We start from the raw sequence: 14090 nt of genomic DNA on the forward strand, positions 1-14090 counted from the left end.
TCCTTTTATAAAACTGTGTTAGTACGCAATTATTAATTCAGACTTTTGTGGCCAAATTCTTCATTATCCTTGATTTACATCCTCGTTTTGAAGCGTTTAGAGCTGTTTTCATACACTAGTCTTTTCAAAAGTTTTTTCCTTTATAGTGGAAGTTAAAGGAAACTGACTAAAGTACATAAGTAAATAATTATTCGCCATACTAAATTTATAATTGGGAAGGATTGTTTTAAAAAATGACATTGAGTGACAGGCACCTTCCAGAAAATCTCCAATTAACAGCTTGTTTAGTAATATTGTTCCTCCTCAACAAACTCGCAATAATATTCAATCGTTTTCTGAGTTTGCAGGATAAAGCTCTTTGGCAGGTCATGGAGGTTCAGAAATGGTAAGGGTAATAGTTTGACATTTTTGTAAAATTTGTAGCTGCTGTAAGGGTAGTATTCCATCCGGACTACCATTGGCTTCTTGGTGCTGATTGGATTGCGGTGGATATATTTACTTACTTGGAGAAGATCCTGTGGATATGGAACAGGGGAACTATTAAATCGCTGTTGAAAAACATGTCCTACATGGCGGTATCGTCCATTAAAATAATCAGTATAGCGTTTATTAAAGATCCCCATGATTTTAGAAATAGATACCACTTCCGTTTTCAAAAGTAGGTGATAGTGATTTGTCATAAAACAAAAAGCACAATTAGAGTACATACGCAGTAATGACGGGAAGAGCCCTGGTATCCACAAGGACATGGGTTTGAGCAGAAATTAGAACAAAGTTAGCTGGATAGGTGACAGATTGTTTGGCCCGATTGATAGTAATACGTCCGCTTTCCATTGGCTGTCGCACTATCATTTCTATCTGGTCACGATTCATCTGTGTATTTTTGCATTTCATTCACCCCATAAAAATCTCGATACCTTAATTATACAAAAAAGACTGCCGGCAAACCCGAAGTTTTTCGGATTTGTCGACAGCCTGAGACAGGTTACCCTGTCTTTTTTCTATATCTTCTCTAGCCACTCTTTATTAAGAACATTATCTGCTTTCTGTTTTACCACTATTTGTGATACGGTTCACCGTCACGTATCTAAATGAGGTTTTAATTAAACGTTATAACTTCCTTACGCAGCTATGGTTTTCTGCAATCTGGTAATCATCTGAAATTGTTTTTAGAATCGGTTCAAACTTTATTGTATCAGTCCATTATTGGTCCGGAATCAGTCCAAACTTTAATTTATCGGTCCAGAATCGGTCCAAACCCTAATTTATCGGTCCAGAATCGGTCCAAATCTTGTGGTATTAATCCACTTATTGGTCCATATTATTTCAACTTATAATAACTTGCTCTTGCTCTTCCTTCTAAAACAATAATTTCCTCATCCCTTAAACGCTGTAAAATACGTTTACTACTTGTAGATGAAAATCCACATAATCTTTCCACGTCGGAGCGAGTAATCAAACCATTTTTATTCAAATAATCAATAATCATTGTTTTAGCTTGTATTTCATCAAAATCCTTATCTTTTGTGTATTCAATATTATCATCTAAACCTTCGTATACTCGATGAGTAAACATATATTTATTTCTTGCTTCCCTTTGCAGAATATTTCTTTTTTGACAAAGCTTGGTTAAAACATTAACCGCCGATTGAGTTGTAATTTGTGCCACCTCGGCAGCCTTTCCTAGCGTAATGGTTTTATTAGATTTAACGTATTTTAAAATACAGATTTCTGAAACTGAAAATTCGCCATTATTTTCTTCCTCTTTAGTAATAAACTTCAGAAATTCTATGTCCTCCAAACTGCTTCTTAAAGTTAAACTTACTGCTTCAGAATACAAATTATATTCTGGAGCTGATTTTCCTAAAGAAAGCATATCCTTAAATATGATATCTACACCTTGCCCAGAACGTTGTACATATTTTAGTTTTTGAAGTGTTTCAGCAATCAATTTATTTCTCGGTGAGGAAGGATGCGTAATAATATTTGTACTATCAACCCCAGTTGGAAATGAGCCAGGATTTTCAATAATTATTTCATTAGGATAAAATTTAACAAATATTGAAGAATTACTTTCATAATCCCGATGTGAGATAGCATTAAGTAGCGCTTCTTGAAAAACATTAATAGGGTAGTCTTGAACTTCTAATTTAAATAGCCCCATTTGAATATTCCTTATTCCATTTCTATCTTCAAAAAACTGCTGAATTCTATCTACGGATTGAATCAAAGGCATTTTTAACTCAAGTCGCTTACTATATTCGGTATGCCCATCATTATATGTAAGTAAAATTATTTCTGCTTGTGGCATATACTTGGCAATTGCTTCTTTAGTTCCGATAAACAATAATCCTGCTACTGTTAAGTGAATATCTTCACCTACAACATCTATCAATCGTAAATCCTTTAGAAACGTAATATTATCTGATTGGTATAAAGTAGAGTCCTTGTCACGGGATTGTATTTTTAGCTTTAATCGTTCCACTTCAGTAAAGTCAATATCATTTTTAGAAGAAGGCTCAATAATTTTAGCGGAGTAGTCGCCTTTATATCCTTTTATATTGTTTGATGTATATTCTGATGGATAAAATGGCTTTGTATTTTTCCCTAATCTCTTAAATACAACCCCCTTTGAAGTAGCTACAATTTCAGGAGACTTTTGAATTGTTATTATTAAAATATCCTTAGCATCAATTCTAATTACCTCAATATCGGTAAACAGCTTTGGTATAGTCTTGTCATATATGCTCTCAATAATATTCTGTTCATCGTAATCAGTGCATCCGGTTACTTCGCCGTTGTCCTCGACACCGACTAATATAATTCCACCGTCTGTATTGGCAAAACCTACCGCTTCATTTGTTATGATGTTCAATAGCTCTTTCTTATTTGCTTTAACCCAACTTTTAAACTCTACATATTTAGTTTCTCCCTGTAGTATTACTTCTTTAATATCCACTAAATACACCTCCTAACTTGATATAATTATTATATCAAGTTTAGAAGGCAAAACAGAAATAATACTTACCTACACAATAAATAAAAACCTCATTTACTTATGGTACGGTTCAGTCCAATTAATCCCAAACAACCTTTAAATGAATTACCAATAAATTTCTTGAACTTTTCTTCCACAATCTGGCCGTTTGCGGAAGACTGTTCTTATTGAAAATCAATCAAATTTGTAAAACAACTATAATATTTTTGTTTCTCAAAACTATGTTTTTTATCTTTTATCACCAGAATTTTTGAAGTGGTAAACAACCTGTCACTCTTTGGTACACTTTTTGTCAATCAGTGGCAAAAACTATGTCAAGGGAGCTTCCTTTAATAAAAATGGCAGATGGAAATTATAACTGGGGGATTTGAGTACCTTATGGCATATGAAGGATTCAAGATTAAAATCGAAATCATTGATTAGTGTGGTGCTGGGTTACATGGGTCAGCTGGTAATAAATTTCAATAATAAGCGTGATGAGTCCCTTTCGGGACTCTAAACAATACAATATGAGTAAAGTTTGAAAAATCCAGGCATATTTTCTATGTTTCCCTCGCAACTGCTTGCTGTTTATGATATCCCCATCTTCTTAGTGTCATGGCTTCCCAAAGGGCGGAGTCGGTAATGTTGTTTTCCCCAGCCAGATCCGAGATGGTTCTTGCAAGCCGGATGATTTTGATTTGCACTCGGTTGCTCCAATTTTGTTTAGCTGTGATGTTCGTAAGCATCCTACTCTGCTCATTGGTTAACGGACTTTTTTCCGCGATGACATCAAATGGCACTTTGGCGTTGGTTATTTCCTTTTGGTAACGTTGATACTGCAATTGCCGAGCCTTTTCAACGCGCTTCCTAATTTCAATAGAAGATTCTCGGATTTGGGTTGGCTGATCAAGATTTACGGATGTTAATGATAACAAGATATCAATTCGGTCGTTCACCGGGCCTGATAAACGGTTTTGATAGCTTTGAATTTGCCTTGGGGAGCATGTACAATAGTGGCTATTTGATCCAAGATAACCACATGGACATGGGTTCATCGCACCAATAAGGATAAAAGTAGATGGATAGGTTACCGCCCGAATGTGCTCTGCTGATGGTCACATGGCCAGTTTCAAGCGGCTGACGAAGCATGTCCAACGTCTTCTTTGTGAACTCCGCTATTTCATCAAGAAACAATACCCCTCTATGAGCAAGTGAAATTTCCCCTGGTCTTGGAGTCGAGCCGCCGCCAATAATCGCAACTGAGGATGCGGAGTGGTGCGGGTGCCTATAGGGTGGATGTTGATTCGTGTCAATCCTTTCCCCTGCTAATTGATATAAACTCATGACTTCTAATTGGGCTTGGTCTGTCAAAGCTGGCAATATCGAAGGAAAGGTTTCTGCAAGCAGGCTTTTCCCACAACCGGGAGGGCCGCTCATAAGCACATTATGTTCACCAGCAGCAGCAATTTCAAGCGCCCTTTTCGCCTGTTCATGACCAATGACGTAGCGAAAATCCCTTTGTTGTACATCAGAAAGAATCGGTATATGATTTGAAGGTAAATGGGGAACAATCGGTAGCAATTCTTGCCCTTCTAGGTGCTGGACCACGTCTTCGATATGCTGGACAACAATACAGTCCAAATCTTTTAACATTTGAATCGGAATTGACGGATCGTATGGCAGATAAATTTTCTTCAGGCCGAGCCCTTTTGCAGAAATTAATGCCGGCAGCATGCCCTCTGCTTTTACTACCGTTCCATCTAGGGACAAGGCACCAATAAACCCTGCATCCTTCGGAATTGCCGCCTTTATCATATTTAGCTCTTTTAAAGTAGCAATGGCGATTGCCAAATCAAACAGTGGACCATTTTTCTTTTGTTCAGCTGGTGAAAGATTAACGATAATCTTTTGGTCCGCAAAATCTACATCAAAATGGCCAAGTGCGGCAACGACCCGTTCCCTTGACTCTTTTACGGATTGATCCGGAAGCCCGACAATTACCATTGATTCCGTCCCCGGCTTAATTCTTACTTCTGCTTGCACCAGATATCCTTCAAGACCCTTTAATCCAATACTATATGCTTTTACTGTCATAAAAGATTAACTCCCTGCTTTATTTGATTTCCTATAGATAACTCATGTTTACTGGGATTTAGTTTGGAAGAAAGGATGCGCTCCTTCAACAAAACGGCGGTAGTGCTCTTTCTGCGGATTCGAAAAATGTGATAGTATTTTCGTGGTGGTAACGTGAGGATCTTCGATTTCCGTAACATAAGCATTATAGCTGCTCCAGCGGTAATCATCAGGGAACTTGACCATGTTTGCTTCGACAGGATTCAAATGAATATATCTGCTAACTTCAAGTAAATATTCTGCAGTATCAATCAATTCCGCACCATACCTCCCCTGAAAAACATGGCCAACCAGATGATGACGTTTATTAAAATACATAGCATAGCGGGAATTTAGCATTTTCATAAAATCTTTGGGATGATGGTTAATCGTTTCGATTTGAAGATGAATGTGATTGGTCATAAGACAGTAGGCGTGGAGATGAAAAGGAAAATATTTGCGGGATTCTTCTAAAAATCTTTAAGTACTCCTCACGGTCAAAATCATCATAAAAAATAGAAGCCCTCCGATTTCCCCGGTTTGTAATATGATACCTGGCTCCGGGAAACCAAATTCGGTGATCTCTCGACAACTGACATCACACCTCTTTCTTGTAATATAAATTGACAAAATACATAATTCAACAAAATCCCCCAATCCCCTCCCCAATCTGACCGCCAAATTTGACAATTTCACGAACAAAAATAGGGCCATGCCCTATGCATAACCCTAATACTTTAACGCTTTAAACTTTAGCTGAGTGGGGGTCTGACCCGATTTTCAAAATTAACAAAATACATATTTCAACAAAATCCTCCAATCCCCTTCTTAATCTGACCACCAAATTTGACAATTTCACGAACAAAAAAATAGGGCCATGCCCTATGCATAACCCTCACACTTTAACGCTTTAAACTTTAGCTGAGTGGGGGACTGACCCCACTAGCCCTCGCTTTTCTTTTGAAGTATCAGCGTAATAAGAAACTCTTCTTAGAATTAATCCAATTAATCAATAAACGTAGAAAAAAGTTTACTTTAAATTCTCCTTATACCACTCAATTGCTGCCCCAATCCCTCGCTCAAAACTCCAATCGGGATTATACCCCAGAAATTCTTTCGCTTTACTGATATCAGCATTACTATGCTTAATATCTCCTTTGCGATCAGGTCCAAAAATTGGTTGAATATCTTTTTTTAAGGCATTTAATAAATGGGTATAGATATCAATCAAAAACTCTCTTCCACCATAAGCTATATTATAGGCCTGTCCCGCTGCTTCATGGGATGCATTACAAGCTTTCAAGTTGGCCTCAATTACATTCTCGATGTAGGTAAAATCCCTACTCTGCTTTCCATCACCATTAATAGTTGGTTGCTCATCATTAAGTAACTGTTTAATGAACTTTGGAATTACAGCTGCATAGGCACCATTAGGATCTTGTCTTCTACCAAATACATTAAAATAACGCATACCATAAGTATCAAGACCATACAGTTGTGTATAGAGTTTTCCATATTCCTCATCTACTTTTTTGGTAAGTGCATAAGGTGATAATACATTACCTTCTCTTCCCTCTTTTTTTGGAAGATTTGGCTCGTCACCATACACTGATGAACTAGAAGCATAGACAAATTTCTTTACATTATTTTGCCTTGCTGCTTCCATCATATTTAAAGTACCTTTTATATTTACCTCTTCATAAAACAAAGGCATCTCAATACTTCTTGGAACGCTCCCCCATGCAGCTTGATTTAATACATAATCGATTCCCTCACAAGCTTTTACACATGTTTCAAGATCACGAATATCTCCTTCAATAAATTCGTAATTAGGATTGTCTAAAAACTCTTCTACATTCTCTTTTTTTCCAGTTGAAAAATTATCAAGCCCTCTAACTTTATAGCCTAATTTAAGTATGGCTTCTACTAAATTAGAGCCAATAAAACCCGCTGAGCCAGTAACCAAAAATTTACTACCCTCTGGAAACTTTATATTTTCATACCCCATTTTTATAACCTCCAATATACAAATCCAGTATCCTCTGCATCTTTTCTATTAAACATTCCTTTGAGGTCCACCAATACACAATTCTTGCTATCAATATCTATATCAAACTCAGATGTTGCAGCTACTTCATTCATAACTTCTAAGTTGACATAGCCAGTTGTTCCAAACATCTTTTTTACATCTTCTAACTGAATAGATTTAAATTCATCGTGTGGAACTGCAAAGATTACTGCATCCATTTCTTTTATATCTTCTACTTCACAAAGATTAATTCTATATTCACGCCATAGATCTTCTCTGTCTGCTTGTGGATCTACAACTTTAACGTCTACTCCATACTCTTCTAATTCTTTGATTACGTCAACTACTTTTGTATTTCGAACATCCGGACAGTTCTCCTTAAACGTAACGCCAAATATTGCTACTTTCGCACCGTTTATTTGTTTATTCGCTTTAATCATTTTCTTTACTGTACTTTCAGCAACGTATTTACCCATATCATCATTTATTTTTCTACCTGAAAGAATGATTTGAGAATGGTAACCCATTTGCTCTGCCTTATACGTTAGGTAGTATGGGTCAACCCCTATACAGTGACCACCAACTAGCCCAGGAGAAAAATTAAGGAAGTTCCACTTAGTCCCTGCTGCCTCAAGAACCGCTTTTGTATCAATTCCCATTTTATTAAATATTATGGATAACTCATTCATAAAGGCAATATTGATATCACGTTGTGAATTCTCAATGACCTTTGCAGCTTCAGCCACTTTAATACTCGCGGCTTTATGAACACCAGCTTCAACAACTAATTCATATACTTTTGCTACAATATCTAAGGTTTCTTCATCTTGTCCTGACACAACTTTTACAATCGTTTCTAACCTATGAACTTTATCACCAGGGTTAATTCTTTCTGGTGAATAACCAACCTTAAAGTCAACACCACATTTTAACCCTGATTCTTTTTCTAAAATTGGAACACAAATATCTTCGGTTACACCTGGATATACAGTAGACTCAAAGACAACTATCGAACCTTTGGTTAGATTCCTACCTAAAGTACGGCTAGCAGATTCAACCGGTGTTAAATCAGGTGTATGGTCATCTTTTACAGGCGTTGGAACGGCTACAATATGAAATTTTGCTTCTCTGAGTCTTGTTTCATCTGAGGTAAAATCAACAGTAGTATTTTTGATTATGTCATTCCCAACTTCTTTTGTAGGATCAACACCATTCTTATATAGTTCAATTTTTTCCTTATTAACATCAAATCCAATCACATCTATTTTTTTCGCAAAAGCAACTGCAATTGGCATACCAACATAACCTAATCCCACAAGTGAGATTTTTTCTTCTTTATTTAAAATCTTTTCATATAGATTCATAAATGAAAACTCTCCTTAATCATAATTTTAAATTTTCCGAACACATTTACAATTATCGTTACTAAAGAACTGAATTCTTTAATATTCCTAAAAATTAGGAAAAACACTAGATTTGGTACTATTAAACATAATAGAATTCTATATATGAAATCCAATATCGAGTAGTTAAAAGACAAACTTATAAAGTAGCATAGGATTGATGAAATGGTAGTACAAGTGATTGTTAAAATAAACCTAACTATATACTCCTTTATTGAAGCGTTTAGAATATGCTTATACATAATTTGGGGCTCAAACCATAGAAATACAAAAGAACTAATAGCCGTTCCCAATAAAACACCTGTTATGCCCAAATAATCAACCAAAATTATTGAGAGTATTATATTTAATATTGCCTCAAATACTGGTCTATATCTTAAATATCGAAAAAGCCCCATAGAATCTCTAAACGTATTTAATATTAGCCGTGTTCCATTTAGGAAAAAAACTAGCGAAAATAATATAATAGCATTTGTATCTAATAGGAATTTTTCCCCTATCCATAATCTTATAAATGGATTTATTAATACTAAGATACAAACAGTACTTAAACTTATAAACCAAGAGTTTAATAGAACAAGTTTTAAAAAGACTGAATTTTTTTTACTCTTATCTGATAATACACTTAAGTTGCCTATACTTGCTGCAACAGCATTAAATATTTGAGTAAGAATACTTGTGACTGAACCTATTAATAGGATGTAGTTTGAATATATACCAGTTGCTGCCAGACCCAAAAAAGTGGAGATAACTAATAAATCTCCATTCGATATCAATAACCTTCCGAATTTAAATAAAAATGCAGCTTTTACATCTAAAAATAGTTTTTTGACTCTTTCCTTTTCCAGTTTATAAGGTGATTTTACTTTTATATATGGATATAATTTATTAGCAATTAACGTAATTAATATATTCTCTAATAATGTAAAACAGATTTGTAATAATAAATATAATACAAAGTTTTTATATAATATAAGTAATACTATTTGAATTATATTCAAAATTATAAACAATAAATAGTGTACAGAAGTTATTATATAATTCTTTTGATTTACAAATATAATTGTTCTCTTATATGAAAAAAAATATGAGATGGTTGCATTTATTACAAATAATAGAAATATTGTTATTGCATAAGATTCACTTACTCCTTCTGTAAAATACTTTAAAAATGGCAGTATTACTATTCCAATAAAAAATATAAAAACTCCAATAGTTCTATAAATCATCGCATAGAATCTCAATAACATATTAACTTCTTTTATATTATTGTCTGCTATAGGTTTATAGAGGTTGTAAGCGATTGCTGTTCCAATACCTAATTCTGCTAGGGAAAGCATGGAAATAATATTTGTAAACAAACCATTTAAACCAAGAATTGTTACACCAAGGGTACTTATTAATACTGTTCGAGATATTAATCCTATAATAATTGAGAGACATTGTCCTGAAAAAGCTGCAATAGCGTTAAGTATTGAATTCTTAGTTCTCACTTTCTTTCTTTCCTTTTATGATTTAATATTGCTTTTTTTTGTCTAAGGGTAAGAGAAAATAACCACAGAGGTAATAAACCATACTTCACCAAAGGACTAAATATATTTGCAAGATCGGCACGATTTGAATACATGATTTGAATAATTAACAACAAATATAGGATTAACCAATTTCTACTATTACTGCTTTTATAATATATTACTTTTACAAGCAACCCGATTAAAATATACCAAATTACTACACCAAGAACTCCAAAATTAATATATCCTTCGCCTACTAGAGTGAAAGCTTGTCCAGAATTTGATTGAGCAAAATAGGTGCTTTGATACCAATTAATTGCACTAAATCTATTTATATCTACAGGTAATAAAAAATCAATCGGCGCTAATATATCATAAATTAGTGTGGAACCGTATTTATAATCCCAAGTATCCTTAACGCTTAGTAAATAATTAAGATTCTGAGAACTAGTTTGAAACTCACTAGAAAGTAATTTATTTATAAATTCGGTATCATTAGAGGATACTGGGTAACCTCTCATTAAAACCATTTTAAAGTCTGCTAAAATAGTAATTAGCAATATCCCTACAGTAAGAAGCATTAAAAAAGTTTTTCTATTAATTTTTCTTATTGTTAGATTGTAAATCATTACTCCAAAAAATAAAAAGCTTATTATTATAGCTCTTTGACCATTAACTGCAAAATTTAGTAATTGTAATAATAAGAAAAGTAAGTATAAAAGTATCTTATTTTTGTTGTTAACCTTGGGATTTAAAATAATATAACTTAATGGTACTGGAGTAAAGTTAACAAACATATTTCCCAAAAGTATTAAGGGGTTTGAAGATGAAACAACCCCCATTTTAGACGTTACTCCGCTTTGTATCACCAATATTATATATATTAACGACATAATCGCACATGCAAAGAGTAGTAATTTTAGAATTATAGAATTCTCATTAAAAACATGATTTTTAAAGTCGTATTTAATTTGCTTATTTCCAACAACAAGGATAAATACGCATAAGGCTAACCATTCTAATTGTAAGACCCGGATATCAAAAAATGTAAGACTATCATTGACCATTAAATAGAGTGGATATCCAATAGAGTAAATTGTAAAAATCGGTATAAACCAAACATATGGGTGAAGTACATCAAACTTTATCGAGGTTAAACTAATAAACCAAATTAAAATAAAACAATAAATACTCCACAGTATATTATCATTAATTAACTGAAAAAGAGAGAGTGCTATTATTGAAGCAAATACAAATAACATTTTTAATTTCCTATCAATATTAGCTTTTCCATTGCTTACTAAACTATTTCCCTGTATAAGCATATTTATTTAATCACATCCTTGAGCTTGAATAACACTCCTCCAAAAATCATCATATTTTTCCCCTAATATATTTTCTGAGAATTGTTCTGCAGTTTTAAAGCTTTTTAACATACCTTCATGTAGAGTTTCATAATTTGAAGCCATTTTTCTGATTAATTGTGCGAGCTCCTCATGATCCCCTGGAGCAATTCTCCATTCTCTAGGAACGATATCACATAGTCCACCTACATTTGTAGAAATAACTGGACAACCTCTGAACATTGCCTCTATTGTTGCTCGGGGCATACCCTCACTAATACTTGGCTGAATATATATATCAACAGTATCTAGCCAATTCCAAATGGCCTGTCCTCCTGGCATAGTACCAAGAAATTCAACCCTTTCTGATACACCAAATTCTTTTGCTAAGTTATCTAACCACACATGGTCACCACGCCCAACAATCTGGAGAGTATATCTATTCTCCAATTTGGATAGTGCACGAATCGCTGTATCAATTCCTTTTATAGGTGTATGAGTATATCCAATTAAACCTATTTTGATTGGAGTATCAGAAGAATATTCTTTTTTATATCTGTTTTGCTTTGTATCCCTATCTGGGAAAGGAATTTTAATTGAAGATGCAAAAAAAGACCTTCCATGCGTTGGATATGTTCTATGAAGATACTGTGCCACATATTGCATAAAATCTGCCTTTTTTGCAAGAGATCTCTGCTTAAAATAAAATATAATTGACTTTATTTTTTCTTTTATATTATTAGTATTTTTATAACTTAATAAGCCACATCCCCCAATATACCCTACACAAGTCTTCCCCTTCTTTTTAGCCAGTTTAATCGCCAAGCTTCCATTAAACCCCAATCCAAAGACAACATCTGCAGATGCAGTATATTTTTTTAAGATGTTTCTATTATATGAAGATGTTTTAATATATTCAGAAATTGATTTAAAATCTTTAAGTTCAATTACCTTGACATTAGAATTATCAATTTTTTTATATTCACTTAATAGTGACGAGCTTCTATCTCGGCATAAAATAATAATTTCATCGAAATTCTTTAGTAGTCGATCTAACATTGCTTTGTTACCATGAGTGGTGTGCGGGTATCCGTTTATATTTGAATAACCGTGATCAAGGACATAAACAAGTTGCAATTTAATTGTCACTCCTTTCAATTTTTTTTATAACCTTTGCAGGAACTCCTCCCACTACACTGTTAGCAGGGATATTTTTTGTAACTACAGCACCACTTCCAATTATACAATTATCCTCAATCGTTATATTGCCTATAACTTTTGCCCCAGCGCAAATAATTACATTTTTGCCTATTTTAGGAGCCATATTATCATAATCCTCATTAAGATTAACACCTAATGTAACATTTTGATACACAACAGAGCTTTCCCCAATTAGACAACCACGATGAATCACTACACCTAATGCATTGTGTGGAAAATGAACTGTGTGATGTATATCCGCTTCAATTGGAATATCACAGGAGAACATTATTCGCATAATTACTTTTATCATTTTTGGTAATAATGGTACCCTATGTCTTTTAAGCCACTTACAAATAAATATCATTCTTGTCACTCTAGAGGAGAATCCCATTATTTTCCCCCACCTTGAGATAAAAATCTTGTAGCCATTGTATATTTTGCTTAATATCATACCCAGATGCTTTTAGTTCGCTAGTTTTATCTACTCTATTATATTTCAAATTATTTACTATTATATTTGCCCACTGTTCTGCAGATTTTTCTAATGAAACAAAATCAATCAATTCAGTTACTTTAGCTTCTTTAGGGATTGTATCTGAGACAATAGTTTTTAGACCTGATGCTTGTGCTTCAATTGCAACAATACCTAATCCTTCAAATAAAGAGGGAAATACAAAGACATCCATTGCTAGCATTAGGTCTGTAATATCAGACCGAACACCCATAAATATTACTGCACCATCAAGGTTTAAATCACTAACTTTACTCTTGATTTTTCCCTCTAATTCTCCTCTACCAATAAGCAACAAAACTGAATTGGGTTCGATTTTATGAAAATCGCAAAAAATGTCAATTAAAAATTCGTGATTCTTCTGGTTTACAAAACGCCCTACATGTCCAAGTACCCATTTTCCCTCTACACCAATTTCATTCCTAATGGCCGTCCTCTTTGTAGAATCATATCTATAGGAACCAGCATCAATAGAATTCTTCACTAGATAGTAGTTATCATTTTTTAAACTATTTTTTCCAAATAGCCACTTTCCAGCATCATCAGAGCAAGCAAATAAGAAATCTGATTGCCATCTAATTGGGATCTGTAAAATATTCTTTATAATTGCACTTACACCTTTTCCGGAAGAAGTGTTATGACTATGCACTATTGTACTAAGATTATATTTCTTAGCCTGTTTCACTATAATAGATGCAGTACTTCTTATATGAGAATGTACAATTTTATATTCTCGATGAGAATCAAAAAAATCTCTCCATATTCTAGAATAATGAAGAGCAGTTTTAGCGGTAAATCTGGGAATATGGTATATCTTACCACCTAGTGCTTCTATTTCATCATCATAATCACACTTATCATTTGTATGAACAACAAAGTCAAATTGCACTTTAGATCTATCAATATGACGGTATATATTCATGAGCATAGTTTCTGCTCCACCACGATTCATACCAGAAAAAACCTGAAGTACTCGGATAGGTTTATTCAACTAT

General features: G+C 33.9%; 11 protein-coding genes and 1 pseudogene. All 12 read right to left on the reverse strand.

All coding sequences use genetic code 11. The features are described from left to right. Nucleotides 1-284 precede the first annotated feature (284 nt). The gene (locus ACNQGS_RS14375; RefSeq protein ID WP_491487911.1) at nt 285-749 is read right to left on the reverse strand and encodes a transposase; all 465 of its coding nucleotides are present in this window, start codon (nt 747-749) and stop codon (nt 285-287) included. After that, the gene (locus tag ACNQGS_RS14380) at nt 697-873 is read right to left on the reverse strand and encodes an ATP-binding protein (protein ID WP_491487912.1); all 177 of its coding nucleotides are present in this window, start codon (nt 871-873) and stop codon (nt 697-699) included. Before ACNQGS_RS14380 ends, ACNQGS_RS14375 begins: the two co-directional genes overlap by 53 nt. Nucleotides 874-1321: 448 nt before the next feature. Next, nucleotides 1322-2959, reverse strand: a complete 1638-nt coding sequence (locus ACNQGS_RS14385) for an RNA-binding domain-containing protein (RefSeq protein ID WP_491487913.1) — start codon at nt 2957-2959, stop codon at nt 1322-1324. 581 nt (nt 2960-3540) lie between these two features. After that, nucleotides 3541-5074, reverse strand: a pseudogene (locus ACNQGS_RS14390) (YifB family Mg chelatase-like AAA ATPase). Nucleotides 5075-5122: 48 nt separating this feature from the next. Continuing rightward, complete coding sequence (locus tag ACNQGS_RS14395) at nt 5123-5515, reverse strand: transposase (protein ID WP_491487914.1); 393 nt, start codon at nt 5513-5515, stop codon at nt 5123-5125. A gap of 607 nt (nt 5516-6122) precedes the next feature. Beyond that, complete coding sequence (locus ACNQGS_RS14400) at nt 6123-7100, reverse strand: SDR family oxidoreductase (protein ID WP_491487915.1); 978 nt, start codon at nt 7098-7100, stop codon at nt 6123-6125. 2 nt (nt 7101-7102) lie between these two features. After that, nucleotides 7103-8485, reverse strand: a complete 1383-nt coding sequence (locus ACNQGS_RS14405) for a nucleotide sugar dehydrogenase (protein WP_491487916.1) — start codon at nt 8483-8485, stop codon at nt 7103-7105. Then, entirely contained in the window at nt 8482-10017 is a 1536-nt protein-coding gene (locus ACNQGS_RS14410) for a lipopolysaccharide biosynthesis protein (protein WP_491487917.1), read from the reverse strand. The genes ACNQGS_RS14405 and ACNQGS_RS14410 overlap by 4 nt, the downstream gene beginning before the upstream one ends. Further along, complete coding sequence (locus ACNQGS_RS14415) at nt 10014-11363, reverse strand: O-antigen polymerase (RefSeq protein WP_491487918.1); 1350 nt, start codon at nt 11361-11363, stop codon at nt 10014-10016. Before ACNQGS_RS14415 ends, ACNQGS_RS14410 begins: the two co-directional genes overlap by 4 nt. Before the next feature lie 6 nt (nt 11364-11369). Beyond that, nucleotides 11370-12530, reverse strand: coding sequence for a glycosyltransferase (locus ACNQGS_RS14420; protein WP_491487957.1), 1161 nt, complete (start codon nt 12528-12530; stop codon nt 11370-11372). After that, nucleotides 12520-12948 (reverse strand): serine O-acetyltransferase, encoded by a 429-nt coding sequence (locus ACNQGS_RS14425; protein ID WP_491487958.1) that lies wholly within the window; start codon nt 12946-12948, stop codon nt 12520-12522. Before ACNQGS_RS14425 ends, ACNQGS_RS14420 begins: the two co-directional genes overlap by 11 nt. 10 nt (nt 12949-12958) lie before the next feature. Next, entirely contained in the window at nt 12959-14086 is a 1128-nt protein-coding gene (locus tag ACNQGS_RS14430; RefSeq protein WP_491487919.1) for a glycosyltransferase family 1 protein, read from the reverse strand. Nucleotides 14087-14090: the final 4 nt, after the last annotated feature.

The sequence above is a fragment of the Neobacillus sp. PVCKKU3 genome (genome assembly GCF_058323225.1).

Excerpts from the sequence above, each read along its gene's own strand:
- ACNQGS_RS14425 (WP_491487958.1), bottom strand. The coding sequence starts at position 12,948 with ATGATATTTATTTGTAAGTGGCTTAAAAGACATAGGGTACCATTATTA.
- ACNQGS_RS14380 (WP_491487912.1), bottom strand. The coding sequence starts at position 873 with ATGAATCGTGACCAGATAGAAATGATAGTGCGACAGCCAATGGAAAGC.
- ACNQGS_RS14395 (WP_491487914.1), bottom strand. The coding sequence starts at position 5,515 with ATGACCAATCACATTCATCTTCAAATCGAAACGATTAACCATCATCCC.
- ACNQGS_RS14400 (WP_491487915.1), bottom strand. The coding sequence starts at position 7,100 with ATGGGGTATGAAAATATAAAGTTTCCAGAGGGTAGTAAATTTTTGGTT.
- ACNQGS_RS14415 (WP_491487918.1), bottom strand. The coding sequence starts at position 11,363 with ATGCTTATACAGGGAAATAGTTTAGTAAGCAATGGAAAAGCTAATATT.
- ACNQGS_RS14405 (WP_491487916.1), bottom strand. The coding sequence starts at position 8,485 with ATGAATCTATATGAAAAGATTTTAAATAAAGAAGAAAAAATCTCACTT.
- ACNQGS_RS14375 (WP_491487911.1), bottom strand. The coding sequence starts at position 749 with ATGTCCTTGTGGATACCAGGGCTCTTCCCGTCATTACTGCGTATGTAC.